This window comes from Paenibacillus sp. SC116 (genome assembly GCF_024733555.1).
Classification (GTDB): domain Bacteria; phylum Bacillota; class Bacilli; order Paenibacillales; family Paenibacillaceae; genus Paenibacillus_B.
Genome location: NZ_JANIOF010000003.1, coordinates 169,917 through 190,981, shown reverse-complemented (window position 1 = coordinate 190,981; position 21,065 = coordinate 169,917). Strand labels below are relative to the sequence as shown.

General features: G+C 44.2%; 19 protein-coding genes. 10 read left to right on the top strand and 9 right to left on the bottom strand.

Annotated elements, in window-relative coordinates; all coding sequences use genetic code 11:
* Positions 1 to 4: 4 nt before the first annotated feature.
* Together NQ117_RS15040 and NQ117_RS15035 are read left to right on the top strand one after the other, a co-directional pair.
* Entirely contained in the window at positions 5 to 1,267 is a 1,263-nt protein-coding gene (locus tag NQ117_RS15040) for a hypothetical protein (protein ID WP_258278842.1), read from the top strand.
* Positions 1,264 to 4,143: a GAP1-N2 domain-containing protein gene (locus NQ117_RS15035; protein ID WP_258278841.1), complete on the top strand. Its 2,880-nt coding sequence runs from the start codon at positions 1,264 to 1,266 to the stop codon at positions 4,141 to 4,143. The genes NQ117_RS15040 and NQ117_RS15035 overlap by 4 nt, the downstream gene beginning before the upstream one ends.
* 134 nt (positions 4,144 to 4,277) lie before the next feature.
* Here the strand turns inward: NQ117_RS15035 and NQ117_RS15030 are convergent, their stop codons facing one another.
* Entirely contained in the window at positions 4,278 to 4,790 is a 513-nt protein-coding gene (locus NQ117_RS15030) for a GNAT family N-acetyltransferase (protein WP_258278840.1), read from the bottom strand.
* Between the two features lie 138 nt (positions 4,791 to 4,928).
* On the opposite strand from NQ117_RS15030, the gene NQ117_RS15025 reads away from it, so the two are divergent.
* Positions 4,929 to 6,119: an MFS transporter gene (locus tag NQ117_RS15025; RefSeq protein WP_258278839.1), complete on the top strand. Its 1,191-nt coding sequence runs from the start codon at positions 4,929 to 4,931 to the stop codon at positions 6,117 to 6,119.
* Positions 6,120 to 6,277: 158 nt separating this feature from the next.
* Here the strand turns inward: NQ117_RS15025 and NQ117_RS15020 are convergent, their stop codons facing one another.
* Positions 6,278 to 7,042 (bottom strand): TrmB family transcriptional regulator, encoded by a 765-nt coding sequence (locus NQ117_RS15020; protein WP_258278838.1) that lies wholly within the window; start codon positions 7,040 to 7,042, stop codon positions 6,278 to 6,280.
* A 268-nt stretch (positions 7,043 to 7,310) separates the two neighbouring features.
* Between NQ117_RS15020 and NQ117_RS15015 the strand changes: the two genes are divergently transcribed.
* The 3 genes from NQ117_RS15015 (at position 7,311) to NQ117_RS15005 (ending at position 12,068) form a co-directional block, all read left to right on the top strand.
* The gene (locus NQ117_RS15015; protein WP_258278837.1) at positions 7,311 to 8,315 is read left to right on the top strand and encodes a ketoacyl-ACP synthase III; all 1,005 of its coding nucleotides are present in this window, start codon (positions 7,311 to 7,313) and stop codon (positions 8,313 to 8,315) included.
* A gap of 226 nt (positions 8,316 to 8,541) precedes the next feature.
* Positions 8,542 to 11,199, top strand: coding sequence for a PAS domain S-box protein (locus NQ117_RS15010; RefSeq protein ID WP_258278836.1), 2,658 nt, complete (start codon positions 8,542 to 8,544; stop codon positions 11,197 to 11,199).
* Between the two features lie 32 nt (positions 11,200 to 11,231).
* Positions 11,232 to 12,068, top strand: a complete 837-nt coding sequence (locus NQ117_RS15005; RefSeq protein ID WP_258279059.1) for an alpha/beta fold hydrolase — start codon at positions 11,232 to 11,234, stop codon at positions 12,066 to 12,068.
* 164 nt (positions 12,069 to 12,232) lie between these two features.
* On the opposite strand, the gene NQ117_RS15000 is transcribed toward NQ117_RS15005, so the two are convergent.
* The 3 genes from NQ117_RS15000 to NQ117_RS14990 are packed head-to-tail and all read right to left on the bottom strand — an operon-like array spanning position 12,233 to position 14,165.
* Positions 12,233 to 12,901, bottom strand: coding sequence for a hypothetical protein (locus tag NQ117_RS15000; protein ID WP_258278835.1), 669 nt, complete (start codon positions 12,899 to 12,901; stop codon positions 12,233 to 12,235).
* Positions 12,898 to 13,797: an ABC transporter ATP-binding protein gene (locus tag NQ117_RS14995; protein WP_258278834.1), complete on the bottom strand. Its 900-nt coding sequence runs from the start codon at positions 13,795 to 13,797 to the stop codon at positions 12,898 to 12,900. Before NQ117_RS14995 ends, NQ117_RS15000 begins: the two co-directional genes overlap by 4 nt.
* Positions 13,794 to 14,165, bottom strand: a complete 372-nt coding sequence (locus tag NQ117_RS14990) for a GntR family transcriptional regulator (RefSeq protein ID WP_258278833.1) — start codon at positions 14,163 to 14,165, stop codon at positions 13,794 to 13,796. The genes NQ117_RS14995 and NQ117_RS14990 overlap by 4 nt, the downstream gene beginning before the upstream one ends.
* A gap of 211 nt (positions 14,166 to 14,376) precedes the next feature.
* On the opposite strand from NQ117_RS14990, the gene rluF reads away from it, so the two are divergent.
* A complete protein-coding gene (gene rluF, locus NQ117_RS14985; protein WP_258278832.1) occupies positions 14,377 to 15,099 on the top strand; it encodes a 23S rRNA pseudouridine(2604) synthase RluF in 723 nt (240 codons plus the stop codon).
* An 18-nt stretch (positions 15,100 to 15,117) separates the two neighbouring features.
* On the opposite strand, the gene NQ117_RS14980 is transcribed toward rluF, so the two are convergent.
* The 3 genes from NQ117_RS14980 to NQ117_RS14970 form a co-directional block, all read right to left on the bottom strand.
* Positions 15,118 to 16,263, bottom strand: coding sequence for a hypothetical protein (locus NQ117_RS14980; protein WP_258278831.1), 1,146 nt, complete (start codon positions 16,261 to 16,263; stop codon positions 15,118 to 15,120).
* Positions 16,264 to 16,353: 90 nt separating this feature from the next.
* Complete coding sequence (locus NQ117_RS14975; protein ID WP_258278830.1) at positions 16,354 to 17,070, bottom strand: YiiX/YebB-like N1pC/P60 family cysteine hydrolase; 717 nt, start codon at positions 17,068 to 17,070, stop codon at positions 16,354 to 16,356.
* A gap of 254 nt (positions 17,071 to 17,324) precedes the next feature.
* Positions 17,325 to 17,537: a cold-shock protein gene (locus NQ117_RS14970; protein WP_028594471.1), complete on the bottom strand. Its 213-nt coding sequence runs from the start codon at positions 17,535 to 17,537 to the stop codon at positions 17,325 to 17,327.
* Between the two features lie 349 nt (positions 17,538 to 17,886).
* On the opposite strand from NQ117_RS14970, the gene NQ117_RS14965 reads away from it, so the two are divergent.
* Complete coding sequence (locus NQ117_RS14965; protein WP_258279058.1) at positions 17,887 to 18,306, top strand: CHRD domain-containing protein; 420 nt, start codon at positions 17,887 to 17,889, stop codon at positions 18,304 to 18,306.
* A gap of 58 nt (positions 18,307 to 18,364) precedes the next feature.
* On the opposite strand, the gene rnhA is transcribed toward NQ117_RS14965, so the two are convergent.
* Positions 18,365 to 19,012: a ribonuclease H gene (gene rnhA, locus NQ117_RS14960; RefSeq protein WP_258278829.1), complete on the bottom strand. Its 648-nt coding sequence runs from the start codon at positions 19,010 to 19,012 to the stop codon at positions 18,365 to 18,367.
* A 277-nt stretch (positions 19,013 to 19,289) separates the two neighbouring features.
* Between rnhA and NQ117_RS14955 the strand changes: the two genes are divergently transcribed.
* Entirely contained in the window at positions 19,290 to 19,892 is a 603-nt protein-coding gene (locus NQ117_RS14955) for a copper resistance CopC family protein (protein WP_258278828.1), read from the top strand.
* Positions 19,892 to 20,974 (top strand): copper resistance D family protein, encoded by a 1,083-nt coding sequence (locus NQ117_RS14950; protein ID WP_258279057.1) that lies wholly within the window; start codon positions 19,892 to 19,894, stop codon positions 20,972 to 20,974. Before NQ117_RS14955 ends, NQ117_RS14950 begins: the two co-directional genes overlap by 1 nt.
* The last annotated feature ends 91 nt before the right edge of the window (positions 20,975 to 21,065 follow it).

The following is a 21,065-nucleotide window of genomic DNA, read 5'->3' as shown; positions in this document are numbered from 1 at the left end:
CAACATGGGTATTTTTGATCTATTCAAAAAGAAACCTCAAGCTGCGCCTAAGCCGCTTTTTTACGATATTGTGTGTCCATACTGTTTCAGCAAATTTACGCCTGATGAGGTTGTATTCCGTGCGACTCACCATCGTGAGGACGATGAAGATTATGCCCTTCGTGAAGATGAACCATTGAATCGATACCGCGAGCGGTTCGGACTTGATTCGGTATACGATATGGAGGCCATTCTATATCCACGCGACATCCCAGAAGAGCATCATATTTACTCGGATCACGTCCTATTGGGACTCAATGATCGTTACGGTGTTACGACTCGCCGCAGGCTTTGTCCAAAGTGTCACAACGAATTGCCGATTACGGCGGGCAAAGTGCCAAGCAATATTATTTCGATCATCGGCGCTTCTCAGGTCGGTAAATCAGTGTATATGACATCACTCATTCATACGCTGCAGCATCGGACTGCCGATCATTTCGATGCTGCTTGTATGCCGCTCAATGCCGAGATTAGCCGCAAGTTCCGTACGATGTACGAAGAACCATTATTCGAGCGCGGAGATCTGCTTGCGTCGACTCAGAAAGAGAGAATGCAGGAGCCGTTTATTTTCCAGTTCGTATTCAAGGATGAAACGAAGCCGCCGCTAACACTCGTATTCTTCGATGTTGCCGGGGAAGGCATGGTGGATCAAGACTATCTCGGATTGCATGGCCAGCACATCAAAAACTCCGCCGGCATTCTATTTATGGTCGATCCGCTGCAAATTCGTTCGATTCGTGAGAAGATTCGCATCAACATTGGCGATAACCCTGGTGAATGGGTATCTCAATATGATGAGCCGCGTGATGTTGTGCTGACGATGTTCGGGGACTTTATTGCGTATGAACAAAACACGAAGACAGATATTCCAACGGCTGTTGTTTTAACAAAGAGCGATATGCTCCATACGCTGGCAGATGAAGGCGATGACTATTTGAAGCCTAACAGCAACATTTTCAACAATATGGTGCATCGCAAATATCTCAACTTGACGGAGCAAGCAAATATTGATGGAGAAGTACGTCGCTTTATTGAAAAAGTAGACCGCCCATTCAAAGGCACCATGGACGTTTACTTTACGAACACGTCTTACTTCGCCGTGTCTGCACTAGGTAGCAATCCGGTCAATCAGAAGCTGCAAGGCGTCGTCAATCCGATCCGGGTCGATGAGCCGTTCGTCTGGCTGCTGCATAAGCTCAACTATATTGAGGGGAGAGAAGAACATTGAATCGGTCCACTCCCCCGTTGATCCAGCAGCAAATGTACACTCGTGAGCGGAGCGGTATTTTCCGATCAACGGAAGGCTATGATACGGTTGCCCGTTCAATTGGTCTAGATCCTGCCTTTATCAAAAAGACGCTGCATCCGTTCTGTATGTACGATGCACCGGCTCAATTAAGCAATGTCGGGGAAAAGGATGAATTGCAATATCCTGAAGCGGTCCATCTGGTCCATACCGAGAGCGGCCAGATTGTGCTTGGATGCAGCGTCTATCAAGCTGCTGACTTTACTGGTCTGCGCAGTGCATTTTTCACACATAACTATGTCATTCCTGCGGAACGCTCGCAAGAACTTGTGACCAACTTTGTATCTTGGTTACATGCAACATTTGCACACAGCTACCAGCTTGAAAATGGTTCTGAACTGCCTGAGCTTGCTGAGCTGCCAACCGCAAGTGCCGCAGAAGTGCAGGAGGAGTGGAATATTGAAAGCCCTGCTGCCATGCGCTCTGTGTTGGCAAAGCTGCGTATCGACGAGACGATGTTCAAACAGATGCTGTTTGCTGTAATGTCAGCTATTGCGAACAAGAAGAAGGTCTATATTGCCTTGGACGTGCCCATTAGCCAGACTTCGTCTATTGCTAGGAAGCTGCTGGGCATTTTATATGCAAGTATGCCGCATGCTTTTCGTGCACAGCTTGGCTTTCTCTCCTATGCGAAAGAACCGCAGAGCAAGAAAGGCATTCATGTGATGTTCGTAGAAAAAGGCAGTCTGCGTCCGGGAGATCGTGCGATTGAGAAGGATTATACTTTCGATCTCGCAGCACAGCGCGTTACGAACGTAGAAGCCGATCTCGCGCAGCAGCCTTATTTAGACTTTGCTTGGCGGAATCTTGATCGCGTGGATCGTTCTGCGAGCTTCTTCGCCTATGCCAATCTGATGCTCTCTGATATGGGACCTGCTCGCAGCATGTCATTAGCGAGCTATCATGAACTGGCGGTATTGTTCCAGATTGAAGAAGGCAAGCATTCGCTGTATGAGCAGAATCGAATCCCTGTGCTGCAAACTCTATTGGACTATTTGGCACCTGACGGAGCACTTCAGAAGAAGCAGCAGCTCAACAATTTGTTCGTACAGTTATTCCAACGCGAATACGAAGCCGTTAAGCAGCGTCATATTCCAGAGCTTTCTGTTGCGGAGCGTTTCAAAGAATACAATCAGCGCAAAGGAACTTCCATACATGATGCTTTTATTGGGTATTTAATTAGTGCCCTTAATCATACCTTGGCAGCCCAGCGTACGCAGGAAGCGAGCGCTCTCTATACTTTGATTGAGCGCAGCAATGAGCTAAGCAAGCCTTTGTTCGATAAAGTGCTAAACGGAGGTTTTGCGGGAACTTTATTTATGCCGTTCCTGCATCATAAGCTGCAGCAAACGCAGACAGCCGAAGAAGTCATACGGATCGTACATGATTGGACATTACGGCACAACCAATTGCTAAGTCTACCTGCTTATAGCGAGATGGCTCACTATCATTTGGAGGATAAACTTCGTAACGCTCCAGATCTCGTTAGAGCCGTGAACGATGTCTTAGAACAGATCCACCAACTAGAGCAAATGCAGCCAGCTAAACGAAAACAGCAAGAACACGAGGACAGCAATCCCTTATTGTTGCAGCTGCTGTATGCAGCGAACCAATTCCTGTTGACGGAGCTGGACTTGGATCAAGTTACAAAACAGCAGCTATTGCAAGTAGGCTTTCTAGAGGAAGCGGCTGAGTTCCGCGCATGGGTCGCTCGTTTTGATCAACGCATACGGGCCAAAGCTGCTGTGATGCTGGCGGCGTATCAATGGTTTTCGTTTACAAAGCCAGATGCAACGATATTTGATAACTTGTCCCCTTCTGAACTTGATCGCGTTCAAAAGCTCGGACAACGTTGGCTGCAACAAGATTTGCAAGACGCCCAATTCGATAAGCTCGTATTGGCATTTTGTCAGGATACAGATGAGGGTACTGTAGAGTATGGGACGATGCTGCAGTTTATTCATACACATGCAAAAGATCGAGAGACATTGTACCAGTTCTTTAACTGGTCTGAAACGCATCCAAGCTTTATACGAGCTCGTAAGCTCCATCCGAACTATGCAACAGCGATCGTTACTTATTTTAAACGTCATGATCGCGATGCGTTTAAGTCTCGCCAGTATCGGAAGCAATATTTTGAGCAAGCTGGACCAGCAATCGAACCTGTGTATGAAAAGGCACGATATGAATTGTCATCGCCTTTGGCTAGACTATTTCGCAATCGTAAAAATGTTGTCTTGTTCTCGCTCGGTACAGCCGTTGTAGTAATTGGAACAGTCGTGGGATTGTATGCAGGCGGTGTGTTTGGAACTACAGACGCACCCGCTGCAACAACCGATTCGACCATAGTTTCCCCTTCTGAGGGCTCTGCAACAGATCCTGCAACCCCAACGAATTCAGCTGAGCAATCAGCTATTCCTGGACTTTCTGCTGTTTATGCGCAACAGGTGAAGCAATCGCCAGTGGGTGATGAGACGGAGAATGATTTGGGCACTGGCAGTGATGCGGATACGAATACAAATAGCGATACAACACAGCTCGTATTCGAATTCGAATCGACAGAACCATGCAAAGTTCTAGAGCAATCCAAACCTGCTAGCGCAAGCTTATTGCCTGCAAATGAACAGGAACAAGGGCAATCATTGTCCCTGTCAGCACTGACGGCTTCTTGTGATGCAGCTCCATATGAAGTGAAGCTTCCACTTGCAGAAAAGATGGATCTGCAAGCTGGTGCACGTATTCGAATCGGTGAGCAGACATACACGCTATCTGAACCAAAACAGCCAAGTGGTGAGTAAGTAATGAAGACAGGCTGCCTAGTTTATGAACGATAACTCCGATTCGTTAGAAGTGTTTACGAATGGAAAACGTTCATTCAAACAACGGCGGCCTTTCTATTTACCATATGTCCCCCTACGCAAGTTGAAGAATACTATCGTCTACACCTATCAACAGTAATCAAGTAGCTCATAATCCACTGCTCTCCACGTGGACCTTCTTTTCTCCTGCCGGTATCTATAAATCCCACTTTCTCATATAGCTGCTGAGCAGCTACATTTCGATAGTTGACCGCTAGTACAATCTCATTACACGACGGAAAATTTTCCTCAACAAATTGATCTAGTTTCTTCATCCCCTGCTTAGCAAATCCTCTTCCCTGTTGGGCATAATCAATCGATAGTGCAGTTAGCAGCATCGCGTGCGGATTTTTAGAGTATTCCTTCACTCGCTCCATTGCATGCAGCAGGAAGAAACCAACCGCATTTGAGCCATGCTCAATCACAATGCGATATTGCCCTTCCGTCGCTACTTCCAGCATTTCTATCGGCAAGGCCGTAAATTTCTCCTGTTCCTTGGGCAGCTGAAACTGCTGTAATGAAGCTAAATGCTCGGGTCGATAAAAGATCAATTTCACGTCCTGTGATGTATGTAACATAGCGGTCATAGCTAGTTATCCTCCTTCTTCTGCTGCACATAAAATGTTCATGCCGATCTTATTCCTGACAATTTGAAATAAAACGTTGATCCAATCAAAAAAGGTTACTATAATAGTAGTAACTTTTAAAGATAAGGATGTGTCGTTTTGCCATTTCGCGTATATATTTTAGCCATTGCTGCTTTTGTGGTCGGCACAGTGGAGCTCATCGTTGGTGGTATTCTCGAGCTGATCGCAGCTGACTTGAACGTGTCCGTTAGTGCAGCCGGTCATTTTATAACCGTATTCTCCATAGCCTTCGCTGTATCTGCGCCAATCTTAATGAATGTCACAGCGAAGATGGATAGGAAGAAGTTATATGTCATTTCCCTATTCGTGTTCATGATCGCCAATCTGATCGTTGCCATGAGCTCCAGCTACAACGTTATTCTTGCAGCTCGTGCACTTTCCGCCATGAGCGGATCGATTATCATCGTGCTATCAATTATGATGGCATCCCAGCTTGTCACACCTTCTCATAAAGCACGTGCCATCGGTACGATCTTCATGGGCATTAGCGGATCGCTCGTTCTTGGTGTCCCGCTTGGCATGGTATTAGGCAATGCTTATGGATGGCGCGCTCCCTTCTACTTTATCGCTCTGCTAAGTGCTATTGCAATGCTTTGCATTCAGCTGCTGATGGAGAAGACAGCGCCTAATCCTGTGATTCCGCTGCGCAAACAGCTTGCTTCGTTGAAGGATAGCAAAATTGTCAGTGGCCAATTGATTTCATTCCTGTTGTTGACGGGCCATTTAACGCTATATGCTTACTTCGCTCCTTATGTACAATCGATCTTTAACGTAAGTGCAAGCGCGATGAGCATTATTTACTTCTTGTTCGGTATCGCAGCAGTATCTGGCGGCGGTATCGGCGGATGGATTGCAGATCGCATAGGAACCCACAAAGCGCTTCTGATTATCGTACCTAGCTTCGCTTTATCTATGTTCGTATTACCATTGGCTGCGCAAGTTTCCTTATACGTCTTCTTGGCAGTCGTTATGATATGGAGTGCACTGAGCTGGGCCATCTCACCAGCACAGCAAACTTATTTGATGCAATCGGCTCCTGAGACAGCTGACATTCAGCTCAGCTTGAATACGTCGATTATGCACCTTGGCATCGCATGCGGCTCCTTCGTTGGAGGGATTGCGATTAAAGAAGCATCCGTCGCAATAAATCCTTGGATCGGCGGTTGTATCGCATTGCTTGGACTTGTAAGTGCATTATTCTCGCTTAGCCGCCGCTCGCGCGCAAGCGAGCAGCCGTTGGCAACGACGAAACTTGCAGCCGAAGTGTAGTATGTAAACATGAATAAAATGCAGCTTATAAAGCAGCCATTTTAATAAAAACAGGTCCCCTATTCACATCAACTTATTGAATAGCAGGACCTGTTTTTCATTTAAATAAACCATTTCAATTCACTCTGCACCACAGGTATCAATCACTACTGTTCTAATTAATAGCGCAGTCGCATTAACAGGGAGCGCATTTCATCATCCTGCAAAAGCTCGTCTACATATTTAAGCGATATTTTCGCAAGCGCTACATCATGATAGAAGAACTCCGTAAAGAACTTCACGAACGGCTGAGCTTGGGTCCGAATCGCCTGCCAGCTGCCATCCTCCATGCCTGCAAACAATACCTGCTTGCCATCAATAACAACAAGAGTGAACCGCTCCATATGCGATGTTCCCTCTGCAGGAGTAAGAAAATGCAGCTTAGATAACTTGACATCAACGGAATCCGTGCCAATTACTAGCGCCTCGACTTGGACCCCTGCTTGCTCTTTTTGCTCCAAATGGTCTGCGTAGCCTGCAAACTCATCTGCCCACATCGATACGACAATCGACTGCTGTGCCCCGGCAATCATTTCTTTACAGTAAGCCGCTATCGAGCTTTGAGATTTCAAACTCCATACTTGATCATCGCCATAATTCCGGCGTACGACACTAGCTCTCAACTGTGTAATATCCTGCTCGAATTCACGCGTCAGCTTATCTATAACTACTTGAATGGGCAATGCGGCATAAGTGCGCTTCTTGCCTGAGATGGCATCGAGTATAATGCCCTTTTCCGCTAAGCGGCTCAGTACTTCATATATTTTCGCCTTTGGTACGCCTGAATACTTAACGATTGTCGTCGCATCCATCGCTTGCTCACTAGTAGCTAACGTCTCGTACACTTTACTTTCATATTGGGAATAACCGAATCTTTGCAGCATAGTACCTCCTTAAATGTCTGCATATGACTGCATGTGCTATCCCTTTATCTTACCTAAAGTACGAGTAGATGCAAGTAGAGCGCTTATAAGCTACCCTATACCAAGGCAGAAGCATACGCGTATCTGCTTGCCCAATATTCCATATAAAGGTTATGATTATTCTCGATAGCATAACAAAATAAAGATGCAGCTCTTATTTACACGCACAATCTATTTTTAATAGAAGAACCATTCCATTCTGATTGAGGCAGAGAAAGGAAGTACGAATATGGCGAAACTCGTATCCCAAGCTAGAATTACTTCTCTAGGCTATTATGTTCCTGAACAAAGATTGACGAATGCTGACATGGAGCAACTGGTCGATACTTCACATGAATGGATTGTACAACGAACGGGAATTGTGGAGAGACGGAAGTCTGATGAGCATCAATTTACAAGCGACCTCAGCATTCGCGCGGTTCAAAACCTCATCGATCGTTTTCAAAAACAAGTTGATGACGTTGACTTTATTCTCGTATGTACGATAACACCTGACTATGGCTTTCCAAGTGTAGCGGCTCGCGTTCAGGCTCACTTCGGAATTTCACGCTGTGGCACATTGGATATTAATGCAGTTTGTGCTGGGTTCGCTTATGGCCTGCACTTGGCTAACTCCTTGATTACATCAGGCCTTCACAACAAAGTGCTAGTGATTGGAGCAGAGACGCTAACAAAGATTACGGATTACACAGATCGCGCAACTTGCATCTTATTCGGTGATGGAGCTGGTGCAGCCCTAGTAGAACGAGATGCTCACAATCCAAGCTTTATTAGTGCGGTCCAAGGAACAAAAGGTGAAGGCGGCAAGCATGTATATTTGTCAGGATTGTCTCAGACCATTGATGGACAGCCCATGAACAGCCCTAATAAAATGTGGCAAAATGGACGAGAAGTATATCGCTGGGCAACGACGACTGTATCAGAGGGTATTCAAGAGCTTGTCCAACAAGCCGATTTTTCAATGGAACAGGTCAATTGGATTGTCCCTCACAGCGCCAACCAACGTATTTTAGAGTCAATCAGCGAACGCATCGATGTTCCGATCGACCGCTTCTTATCTAGCATTGAGTATTACGGCAACACATCTACGGCTTCGATCCCACTTGCTATTCAAGTTGGTCTTGAGCAGGGCAAGCTGCAAAACGGGGATCATCTCGTTCTATTCGGATTCGGCGGTGGCTTAACGTATGCTGGCCTACTCATTCAATGGAACCTTGACCCAGAAACAACATAACGATGGCATAGAAGGACCGCTTATGGAGCATAGATGCTTCACAGGTGGTCCTTTCCTCTCCATATTCTTATTTATCTATTTTTCTTATGCTGATACAAATCAGGCAAATGGTGTTAAGTACTATGTATCGACTTCATTTTCATGAAATGAAACAAGCGGACGGACCCCTATTCACGTAAATGAAAAGTCTATACCTATTCAACTTTCAAAGTGAGGCAGCCCAATCATGACAGGTCAAATGGACAGTGCAGTATTTGCTTATATGGTTAATCAAGCTTCGAACGGTCTCGCGCTCTTATCTACTAATGGAACATGGATAAGCATCAATCCTGCTTACAGCAATATGCTTGGTTATACGCCAACTGAAATATTGAATGTTACCGACAAGGCATTAACGCATCCGGATGATCAAAACCGGTGCGATGTGGAATATATACTAGCGCAAGTTCGAGCATCTGCGGAAGCAAAGTATACAATGCAGAAGCGCTATCTACACAAGGCTGGGCATGAAGTATGGGCATCTGTAACGGTTTCGATATTTTTCAATCCTGAATCGGGATTGCCTATGTATCTGGTTCAAGAGGCCGTTGATATTAGTGCACAAAAAGCACATCTAGAATCCGAGAAATCAATACATGCGGATCATGAATGCTTGTACCAGTCCATGTCCCAAGCCTTTCGCATTGCCAATATGGGCTCTTGGTACTGGGATTTGATCAATGATCGCCTGCACTTTTCACAAGAAGCTCGTCTTATTTTTGATCATATGCTTCAACCAACTTATATCAATGAGATTCCCTTCTCGCAGTTCGTACATCCTGACGATTATGCCAAAATCGAACATTGTATCCATGAAGCGATCATTCACGGTAAATCTGGTGATGTTATCCATCGAATCAATCTACCTGGACAAGTCAAAAAGACGGTCCATGCCCAATGGGAAATACTTAAGGATGGAAACGGCAAACCGATTCAGCTCATTGGGATGGTTCAAGATATTACAGCACGGGTACGAACAGAGCAACGTTTGCAGGAAAGCGAGAAGAACTATCGACATATCTCTGAATATGCGCTCGACTTTATTTCCCGTCATGCACCTGATGACGAGGCAACTTTTCTGTATGCTTCGCCAATATGTCGCCGCATGCTAGGCTATGAGCCAGAAGAAATGATAGGTACAACAGGGACAAGTTATGTTCATCCTCATGATGCAGATGCACTCCGCATGTATTTATCTAACATTATGCAGGGGAAAGCATCTGAGCCGGTTTCCTTCCGCTTCCGTCGTCATGATGGTGCGTACATGTGGTTCGAAACGACAAGCCAATGCAGCTATGATGAGCATGGACAGGTGCAAGAGCTAATCGCCATTTCTCGAGATATTACGGAACGCAAGCGATTAGATCTCCAACTTCAAGAGTACAAGTCCTTGTTTGAATACAATCCTTCAGGCATCGCTTCACTTGACTTAGAAGGCAACTTGTTAAGCGCGAATCATGGCCAAGAAGTATTAACTGGATATACGCAGCAAGAGCTGATCGAGTGTCATTTCGGGCCGCTCGTTGACCCGGATGATCTAGAAAAAACATCGCATCACTTTAATCTTGCCAAACAAGGACTGCCGCAAATGTATGAGATTGGGCTCAAGCATCGTGACGGCCACCGAATTGATGTGAGTGTCATTAATGTTCCGATTATTTTAGATAATCAAATTGTCGGCGTGTACGGCATTACGACAGATATTACAGAACGAATGCGCTATATTGATCAAATTGAGAAGTTGAGCAATGAGCATTCGCTAATTCTCAATTCTGTGACGGAAGGCATATTTGAACTCGAACTAGATGGCCGCTCTATGTTTATTAATCCTTCTGGCGCAGCTATGCTTGGCTTCACTCAAGAGGAATGGTGTGGAAGTAATCATCTTGGATGGATCGAGCAAATAGGGTCTGATAACTGCTACTATCCTGTTCATGAGACGCCGATCCAGTTAGCATTGCTCAAAGGAATATCGCTGCAAACCAACGAAGCTGTCTTCTGGCGCAAGGACGGAACCAGCTTCCTAGCCAGCTATCAAGTTACACCGATCTATGACAAAGGCGAGCGTAAAGGTGCTGTCGTAACCTTTCACGATGTTACGAATGCGAAAGAGCTAATAAAGGCGAAGGAAGCTGCTGAGCAAGCAGATCGTGCCAAGTCTGAATTTTTAGCAGTCGTCAGTCATGAACTGCGCACCCCGATGAATGGAATTATCGGCATGATCAATTTACTGGGTGATACTCATTTGACAGAAGAACAGCAGATGTATACCGAGATCGTAAAGCAGAGCAGCGACAGCCTGCTCCACCTTCTTAACGAGATACTTGATTTCAGCAAGATTGAAGCAGGCAAGATGGATCTTCATCATGAACCGGTAGATATGCAATCCGTTATGGATACGATCATGGATCTATTCCGTGCAAGGGCAGCAGAAAAAGAACTTGCCTTAACGTATTCGATCGCTAACGATTTTCCGCTCTTCTTAGGAGACGCTCCAAGGATTAGGCAAGTGCTGCTCAACCTGACCAGCAATGCAATCAAGTTCACCGAATTAGGAAGCATTCGCATCACCATTGAAATGGCCAGAGGCGCGGATGATCGTGATATGCTGCTTATTTGCTCCATACAGGATACAGGCATTGGCATCGATATGGACAAGCAGCATTTGCTGTTCCAGTCCTTTACGCAGCTTCATCCAGCGATTAATCGCAAATACGGAGGAACAGGTCTTGGGCTTGCTATTTGCAAGAAGCTTGTAGAGTTAATGGGTGGCATGATTACCGTATCCAGCGAGGTTGGGGCTGGCTCGACCTTCACGTTCTCATTACCTTGTACTACAGCATAACAACATAACAGCTATAGAGGGAGTGATGTATGATGGGATATTACGTGACAGTTGAAAAAGATGTGAATGTATATGTAGAGGATGTTGGCACTGGCACTCCGGTCGTCCTTATCCATGGATGGCCCGTCAATCACCATATGTTCGAGTATCAAACTTCGCAGCTGCCAAAGTACGGATATCGCACAATTGGCATTGATCTACGGGGATTTGGCAAGTCTGACCGGCCATGGCAAGGCTATTCCTATGATAGGATGGCCGATGATATATATGAAGTGCTGGAAGCCCTTCGCTTGAAAAATGTACGGCTTATCGGGTTCTCCATGGGAGGAGCTATTGCGATTCGCTACATGGCGCGTCATGCAGGGAAAAGAGTGTCACAGCTCATACTTGTTGGTGCTGCAGCACCCGCCTTTACCCAAAGGCCTGGCTTCCCCTATGGGAGCACCAAAGCCGAAATCGATGACCTGCTGGAGCAGGTTGATAAAGACCGCCCGCAGCTGCTGACCGACTTTGGAAAAAACTTTTTTGCCCAGCCGATCAGCGACAGCTTCCGCAATTGGTTCCAACTGCTCGGACTAGAAGCTGACTCTCATGCAACCTATGAAACGTTAAAGTCGCTGCGAGACGAGGATCTGCGTGCAGACCTCAGCAAGATTCATGTTCCAACAGCTATTTTCCACGGCAAGCTGGACAAAATCACCCCTTATCCGCTGGCTATTGTCATGAATGAAGGCATAAAAGGCTCTCTTCTTGTCCCATTTGAGCATTCAGGACATGGTAGTTTCTATGATGAACGGGAGAAATTCAATAAAGAGCTGCTGTCATTCTTGGACAGCTTGCGATATTTAACAGGCGACGAAGAGGTATAATGAATGAACGGGACTAATTGAACTAACAGAGCTAATCGTTAATAGCATGAAATAAACGCATAAAACCTTCCCCCAGCATCGTGGAGCGAAGGTTTTTCGCTGTTACCTTGAAAAGTTTGACTGAACTAGGAAGTAACTAAGAGAAACTAAGAAGTAAAATATCATTAGACGGAGGATCTGCGCAGCATACGATAAGATAACAGGCTACTGAGGATAGAAATTGGAATAGACCATAATACAAGCTCAACAATTGCGATAGAAGTTAGCCACACGTACAAGCTTTGCCAACCACTTTCATAGGCAGCCAATAGCGCAATTAAGCAAGGAGTTAGAATTAAGATGACCAGCACAGTTAGCAGCCCTTTGGCTTTAAAACGCTGAAACGCACTTGAGATCATCAATCCGATGTAGAAGCACGACATGAATAACACAAACATAATCCCGAACAGTTCGATTATATTGAGGCCATCCACGAATTGGAGCCCCCATCGATTGGACCCTTTCCGTTCCAATAGAAGGAGAATAAGAGAAATTACCGTCAAGCCTGCTGAGATCATAGCAGCCATGAGGGAACTACCGAAGAAATAATCCTTTCTCCTCACCTGCATACTAATCGCAAACGAAAATGTCTGTGGCACGCATACGATCCCTGTGACGAACATATACACCAGACTTGCTGATGCAACAATGAAAGTAAGCGATACAAAATAATCTACGAAAGCGCTAATGATTAGGTTAGGAATTAAGGTAGAACTTAGCACGATTAGAGGAGTCCAGAACCAAGTCCATTTTTCTCTGAGATATATTGTCATGACACCTTGTATTCGATTCATCTGGATTCAACCACCTTTCTCTCATACGTTGCACTTGTTACATACACGACAAGCTGCTGCAGCGATAAAGGGACAATTTCCAAATCAAGCTCCTGCGCTTGCTGTCGACAATTATCTCCGCTTCGATTCCCCAGTAGCGTTGCCTTGAGCAAACCCCCAAACGCTTCACGATGGACAACCTCCTTGCCTACTAGGAAACCTTCTACTGTAGATGCTGCTCCAACAACTGTAAATGCCCTCTCTCTAAGCTGGTCGACATCTTCATCAATCAAGACACTGCCCTGCTCAAGGAGAATGACATGCTCAAGTATTCTACTCGCTTCATCAATCAGGTGAGTAGACAGAATGATCGTTCTTGGATACTCCTCATAATCCCCAAGCAAACGATCGTAGAATATGCCTCTAGCTATTGCATCAAGACCGAGATAAGGCTCATCGAAAATTGTAATCGGCGCTCGGCTAGCAAGCCCCACGATAATACCTAGCGATGCAAGCATACCTCGGGATAATTTGTGAACATTCCGCTTCAACGGTAAGCCAAAGTCATCGATAAGGGAATTGGCATAGTTAACGTCCCAGTTCGGAAATAATGCTGCAGAAACTTTTAACACATCTACAACACGAAACGTTTCCGGGTATTTCTGGCTTTCCTTGATAAAGCATATTTGCCGCAAAACAGATTCATTTTCAAATGGATCTTCCCCGAACACCTTCACATCGCCGCTACTAGCAAACAACTGTGCTGCGAGCATATGAAGTAATGTCGTCTTCCCTGCCCCATTTCTACCGAGTAGTCCATATATTTTGTTCGGCGCTAAGGAAAGAGAAAGTTCGTGAATAGCTGTTATACCACCGTATGACTTAGTTACTCGCTGCAATGCAATAATGTGACTCATCCCTGCTTGCCCCCCCTCGCAATCATTTCAGTCAGTTGATCAGCCGTAATGCCCAACTTCTCCGCTTCACGCATCATAGTAATTACATACTGCTCAAAAAATCTTTCTTTCCGATTCTCGATGAGTATTTCGAGCGCACCTTCTGCTACAAACATCCCTATCCCCCGCTTCTTGTACAAGATCCCTCTCTCTACAAGCAAAGTAACACCTTTCGCTGCTGTCGCCGGATTAATCTGATAAAAGGATGCAAATTGATTCTTGGAAGGTACCGGGGACTCTCCAGATAATCTACCTTCGATGATGTCATCTTCAATACGCTCGGCTATTTGTATAAATATTGGACGGCCATCATCGTTCAGTAATTCCACTGCGATCACCTCCTGCTAGATTGGTTGGTTAGTCGTGTAATCAACTATACTTGTTAAATATAACCATGTCAATCCCTTCCTAATCAACAGCCAAATGTATAACCTTCTTGTTAGCAAGAAATATAGTATAATAGTCCATGTTGAAAAAAAACGAGTATGATTCAAACCTGCATATAGAAGGAATTAGCCATGACATAGAAAGGAATTACCGATGAGAATTAATAAATTTATTAGTGAGACAGGCATCTGCTCCAGACGGGAAGCTGACAAATGGGTAGATGCAAAGCGTGTTACGATTAATGGCAAGCTAGCTGAGTTAGGAAGCACGGTAGAAGCCGGCGATGATGTTCGTGTGGACGGCAAACCAATTGGCGACAAAAGAAATACGGTATATATTGCTCTGAATAAGCCTGTTGGCATTACCAGTACGACTGAACATCATGTTAAAGGCAATATCGTTGACTTCGTAAATCACAAAGAGCGCATCTTCCCCATTGGCCGCTTGGACAAAGATTCCGAAGGGTTGATCCTGCTTACCAATGATGGCGATATCGTCAACAAAATCTTGCGCGCCGAAAACGATCATGATAAAGAATACATTGTCACCGTAGATAAGCCTCTTAATCAAACGTTCGTAGATGGCATGTCCCGCGGCGTCCGTATTTTAGGTACAAAAACAAAGCCCTGCCAAGTCACCCAAATTGGCGAGCGCATGTTCAATATCGTACTGACACAAGGATTAAACCGCCAAATTCGCCGCATGTGCGAAGTGTTCGGCTATAAGGTCGTCAAGCTGAAGCGCGTCCGTATTATGAACATTGATCTGGGCAGCCTGAAAAAAGGACAGTGGCGTGATTTAAGCGATAAAGAACTTGCTGACATTATGAAATCGACCGGTCATGTGAGCCGGGACAGCAAAAAAGGAAGGGCCTAAGGCGCCTTCCTTTTTACTTCAAGGATGTACAACTTTAAAATCATATAAGAACACAGAATCTCTTCCTAACTCTTTTTTCAGATCGGGTAATAGCAGCGTGCTTTTGAAGTCGCCCTGCAAATTATAGGTTTCAATTTGATGTGACTTTACCTTTTCATTAAATCGATAGAAGTATAGATGACCGTTGCGAAAATAAACCATCTCATCTTGCAATCGTGATTCACGCTTATAATCTTTCAGATGGAATTTCTTCTCCAGCTTCTTCTGCTGCAACTGATACACGTACACATCACCATATCCATCCACGAAGTAAATCTGTTCATTATTAACATAAATACTGTCTTTATTAAAGAAGTAGTAATGCGAATTGTTGCCTTCGTATTGAAGAAGAGGATGTTTCTTGAAAGGGACTTTATTATCTTTATGAATCTGCATAAGATTCAGCTCTACCTTATTGCCAACTAAATCCGCGTAAATACCTATCATATCGTTGCCATGCCCAACCAGCTTCGTGAACATAAATCTTCCTTCTGCGTTGCTTTTTTCTAAAAAGGATTGATCATGTGTCATTCGTTCGCCCTGAACAGATAGTTTATGAAATGACTTTTTAGCAGGATCAGCAATATCAGAGGAAAGAAAATAAATATGATTCCCATCATCCCCTGTAGTTTCGATATAGGCTTTAATGTCTTGGCAGTAATGATGCGACTCCGTCCCCCAACGTATTTTGGAAATGTAGTACTTCATATCTTCGCTGAATCGGCCATTGAATATGGAGTAATACGCCTTGCCGTCACTCAGCTTCCCTGACGACTGTCCATAACCAGCTGGTACCGTACAATCTTTCTTATAGGAAGCCGTCTGGATATCACCGTTTTTCCGAATCGTTAGTAACTGTTCCTTCTGATTCAGCAGCAGCGATGGACCAAACGGAATGATGGAGTTTAATTCCAACCCCCTTTTTTTAATTTTGGTTAGCTTTCCTTCCCGATCAATCAGGAATAAATAGCTTAGTCCATCGCCAATACGCTCATTGGGGAGATCCGTAGAATAATAGACGATAGCGTGCGGGCTGGTTCCGCCGAGCTTTGGTTTTTCACCCGAACTAGAGCTTGTACAAGATGACGCTAGAAGCATCAGTGCTAATGCAAATACTAGTTTCATATGTATTCTCCCAAAAACATAGATTTAGAGGTCCAGTCAATGCTGAACCTCTATTTTAATCACTCGTGCAATATGTTCGTAATTCAATAATTAGTTGTACGATTTTAGAGTCGTAATCAGACTGGAATCACGGATATCTTTCGGATAAACGCCCCAGCCGCCGTTCTTATCTAAATCGATATTTGCTACTTGCTTAAATGCACACCATACGAGTTGGGAACAGTTGTAGGAGTTAGTGTTACAGAAGCGATTGTCGAAAAATTTAATGTCATAATCATAACCGACTTTTGTTTTTGCCCATTCTGTTGCACTGTGGTTTTGAGCGACTGAGGTGGAGTTAACTTTCATAATACGTGCTCCGCTCTTTACTTTGCGGTCAGCTACAGCAGCGAGGATAACGCCATATTTAGGGCTTGAGGATTCAACGATAGTGCTTGGAGTATAATACAATCCGACATGACCATGCTCAACTCCAGCGAACGAGGCAGGCTGATAAAATAAATTCCCCTTTGCGCTTGAGTCTAGTTGTATGGTTCCGCCTTCAACAGGGGTACCGTACGCAATGATGTCCTCTGGTTGATCCAGAAGTTCATTTTGAATTTGTGACGTAATTTGTTGCTTAGAAAGACCTGAACGCGTGGATAATTCATCAATTGTTTGCTTCAATTCCTCTTTCGTCAAACCATTTCCATGGAGAGATACAATTTGGTCCAACTGCTGATCATTGGAGCTTGCGCCCGCTTGAACAGGTATGACGAACAGCATGATTGCACATAAAGCTAGTAACATGAACTTATTTAATTTCACACTTCTTCCTCCTACGCCTTTGAAATTGGCAGATGATTAGAAGTTTATTGGCCAATTAACCTTCCATAATAATCATATTTTATAAAATAACGGAATGTCAACCTTTTTATACTTATTATTCCGCTCCACTTTGTCACCTTTCTATCTCAATACCATTCACAATCTCGTTATAAGCCTCTTGAGATCATAAATATGCCCTTTACCCATGCAAGAAAAAAACCACCCATAGGGTGGTCTTTGACTTGCCTCTTCATTTATTTCTTTGACTGACTCGGACTTGTATTAACAAGCACGGCCAGCTTTCTTTCGCTCTTAACCATTGGCGAGTTGCACTGAACGCACGTTGGCTCAGATGAGAAGACAAAGTTATCTCTCATCCAACCTTTACAGTCCTCACTTGTACAAGCCCATATGGATGTGATTTCTTCAGGAATGTCATCTTGAGGCTTCTTACGTGAATTATACATGAACCATCCCTCTTTCTTTTCAAGATTCACATGCGATACAATAAGTGCCCCAAACGCTATGTTCGGGGCACTTATTTCAGCGTGCAATAACTTCGATAGTTGTATTATAACACATTTAAGCGAAAAACTTTCACAATAGGAAAAAATTTTTCCAACATCGATTGTGGCGGGCAATCTTGGGAATGAGAGTAAACGATGTTATTGAAGCCACTACTGATATCATATGCGCATGCTTAGATAAACATGACGGCTTTTATCTATTTATTTTTCTCCTCTGGTCAGAAACACAACCGTATTCCCTTACTGTCGAATAAGTTAAATCAACTTCACATAAAGGGAGTGGATATTCATCGGCACTTTAAAACGTTCGAAACCTTTTAAGGCTGTCTTAAGAGGTCGTAACGAAGTTCCACCAGTCAAAACGAAAGCATCAGGAATTGCGGTACTTAAGGTGATTAATAACGGAACGCAGATCAGGTTTCGACTTGCTGTCCGTAATATTTCCAAAGTACTTCAAGCACACATTCATCTTGGAAGAAAAGGAGCCAACGGGCCTATTGTCGCATTTTTGTTCGGCACAACTAAATTCCCTATATCGGTTAAAAAGGGCTTCGTTACAGGCGTATTAACAAGCAACGATCTAGTCGGCCCATTGGCTGGCAGAACGATTGCAGACTTAGTCAGTGAGATCAGAAGCGGCAATGCTTACGTTAACGTTCATACGGTTAAGCATCCGAATGGAGAAATCCGCGGACAACTCCATCGTTAAATGTTCATCTCAACAAAAAAACACCGATCACTATGATCCGTGTTTTTTGTGCTTCCTTTTACTTTCTACCATAGTCTGCTTTAATCTCGCCCCACTGCTGTGTCTGCCACTTAAGCAGCTTGTTATCATAACTATTTGCTTGCAGCCATTGCAACGCCCGATCTACCAATGTCCATACTTCCTTAGTTGACTCATTCCGCTCCAGTGTCGTAGCTACCTTCTTCTCACGCACCCACTTCAACGCAGTTTGAGAATCACTGTACACTGTCTTGTTGCTGCCCTGTTTCTTTAAGTATGCCAATGAATGAACAATCGCTAAAAACTCTCCCAAATTGTTCGTTCCGTTCTGAACTGGACCGTGAGCAAATATAACTTCCCCTGTTTGCGTATCGACACCCCTATATTCAATTGGACCCGGATTCCCCTTCGTACCAACGTCTACTGAGATACTATTATAATCAATTGCGGCTGTCGTATTTATCCCTGATGAAGCAGTAGACCGCCCTTTCTCTGATGAATGTTTGCTGCTCTTCCCATAGTGACGAGTCCAACCATCTTTATAGGCTTGTTCTGCTTCTTCTTTTGACGTAAATGATTTATATTTGGCATCCTTAAATGCCTCAACCTGTACTTTACATTCATTCCAATTCGTATAGATACCAGGTGTATTCCCAACCCATACGACGTAATACTTCTGCTTAGCCACAATGATTCCCCTTCCATTAACGATACTCCTTATTTCTTATCGCCTTACCTTACCACACGTAAACCTCCATGCCTACATAGTTGATCAACTCTAAGAAACCAAACCATGTACCGACTCGATTACGAATGTGAATAGGCTGTCACAACATTTCCTTTATCCGGATAAGATTAATGCTAAAAAGGTATTCATCCTATCTAGTTTTCGGTAAGATAAATGAGTTCCCAACAAGTTCGAATGGTACATCATGATTACACACAAGGAAAGGATGCATAGACAGATGAGAAAGTTTTTTGCATGTATACTAAGCCTCTACCTTATTCTAATCCCTACCCAAGTATGGGCTCATAGTACTCTTACGGAGTCGATTCCTGCCATAGATGCAGTCGTGAAGGAAGATGTCAAAGCACTTCAATTAACATTCAATACAGACATACTCGAAGGAAGCAAGTTTGCACTTGAAAATGAAGCTGGACAAGCAATTGGTATCGATACGATCCAAATTGACGGAGCTACTTTGAAAGGTACGACAGCAGCTCCATTACCTAATGGGAAAATAACAGTAAACTGGTCCATCATCGGAGCGGATGGACATCTTATTCATGGCAATTACCAATTTACCGTACAAAATGAGCAAGCTACAGCTAATAAAGATAATAACCAAACAGAAACAACGGTTAATCCAGAAAACAATGCTGTATCCAAAGACGCTGCTGTGAAAAATGATCCAACATCAACAACAGAAACAGCTGTATCTGTAGATGGGCAGCAAAGTACGTCCAAAGTTAACGGTGACAGTCTCTTGCTCCCTATTATCGTGGTTGTGCTCGGGATTGCTGTGATCGTATTGTTCTTTATTATGAAGAAGAAAGACGCTAATTGATGATCGGGTTGTTAACTATTACAGAAGCTGCTTTATACGTATGCTTCGCTATTTTAATTGGCGGACTATTTCTATATTCACTCCCTGAACGCATGCGTCCGACTTATACACTACCTACTTATCTGTTAACAGGGAGCAGCTTATTAATAGGGCTGCTATCATTTGTACCCCTTATCTCCATCGTAGAGTTTCTTGCGGAGCAGTCAGGGCAACAATTCTCACTATTCCGTTTTATTCTAACTTCCGATATGGGGATTCAATGGCTGACACTTTGCTTAGCTGCGATACTATTAGCGGTATTTACCCAGCTTATCGATGTAAAAGCTTCTAAAGGAGCAGCTATTACAGGGTTCGTATGGAGCTTGCTGCTGAGTGTGCTAATCGCTTGGACGAGTCATGCATCATCAGTGGATGCCATAGGCGGGTTTCTTGCGCATTGGATTCATTTTGTTGGTGTCTGCCTTTGGTTCGGCATTTTGCTGATTGTCAGTTGGTTAACTACCAGTGAGACACGTTGGAATACATTCTTGAACTGGTACTCTCCACTGGCAATCGGCTGTATGACTGCCATTACAGCTGCGGGTCTAATCCTAATGGAATATATCACACCTACTTATTGGGATTCTTGGCTGCTGCCCTACGGACAAGCTTTGCTGCTGAAGCATCTCTTATATGCTGTATTGATAAGCTTGGCATTCATCAATGGATTTTTACTTAGAAAGAGAATGCATATCAAATGGCTGCGCGCAGAGACGATCATCGTTGTAGTCATTTTGCTAGTAACCGCATTTATGACGCATTCCGCTTCGCCCCGTGATGTAGCACAAGTACTCCAAACAGATGGTGTATCACAATGGTTTGATCTGCTGCACCAAGGGAACTGGAGCAGCAACTGGCGAGTGGGCTTAGCCTTCAACAGCTACACGATACTGCTGAGCTTCATGGCTATGCTATTTATTGCTCTGATGGTCATGGCCTATCAAAAGAAGCAATCTCCATTTGTATTCATTACGATAGGTTGCTTAGCTGTTATTACGGTATTTATAGCCGTCCTGATATCGATCGTACCTGCTGTAGTGTAACCATGCATAGATCGACGCTTGCGTGCCACTATGTTTTACTTACAACGCACCATGAAAGCTTGACTGATTTAAGGGAACATACAAAAGGGGC

Excerpts from the sequence above, each read along its gene's own strand:
- NQ117_RS15040 (WP_258278842.1), top strand. The coding sequence starts at position 5 with ATGGGTATTTTTGATCTATTCAAAAAGAAACCTCAAGCTGCGCCTAAG.
- NQ117_RS15030 (WP_258278840.1), bottom strand. The coding sequence starts at position 4,790 with ATGACCGCTATGTTACATACATCACAGGACGTGAAATTGATCTTTTAT.
- NQ117_RS15020 (WP_258278838.1), bottom strand. The coding sequence starts at position 7,042 with ATGCTGCAAAGATTCGGTTATTCCCAATATGAAAGTAAAGTGTACGAG.
- NQ117_RS15015 (WP_258278837.1), top strand. The coding sequence starts at position 7,311 with ATGGCGAAACTCGTATCCCAAGCTAGAATTACTTCTCTAGGCTATTAT.
- NQ117_RS15010 (WP_258278836.1), top strand. The coding sequence starts at position 8,542 with ATGACAGGTCAAATGGACAGTGCAGTATTTGCTTATATGGTTAATCAA.
- NQ117_RS15005 (WP_258279059.1), top strand. The coding sequence starts at position 11,232 with ATGGGATATTACGTGACAGTTGAAAAAGATGTGAATGTATATGTAGAG.
- NQ117_RS15000 (WP_258278835.1), bottom strand. The coding sequence starts at position 12,901 with ATGAATCGAATACAAGGTGTCATGACAATATATCTCAGAGAAAAATGG.
- NQ117_RS14995 (WP_258278834.1), bottom strand. The coding sequence starts at position 13,797 with ATGAGTCACATTATTGCATTGCAGCGAGTAACTAAGTCATACGGTGGT.
- rluF (WP_258278832.1), top strand. The coding sequence starts at position 14,377 with ATGAGAATTAATAAATTTATTAGTGAGACAGGCATCTGCTCCAGACGG.
- NQ117_RS14980 (WP_258278831.1), bottom strand. The coding sequence starts at position 16,263 with ATGAAACTAGTATTTGCATTAGCACTGATGCTTCTAGCGTCATCTTGT.
- NQ117_RS14970 (WP_028594471.1), bottom strand. The coding sequence starts at position 17,537 with ATGTATAATTCACGTAAGAAGCCTCAAGATGACATTCCTGAAGAAATC.
- NQ117_RS14955 (WP_258278828.1), top strand. The coding sequence starts at position 19,290 with ATGAGAAAGTTTTTTGCATGTATACTAAGCCTCTACCTTATTCTAATC.
- NQ117_RS14950 (WP_258279057.1), top strand. The coding sequence starts at position 19,892 with ATGATCGGGTTGTTAACTATTACAGAAGCTGCTTTATACGTATGCTTC.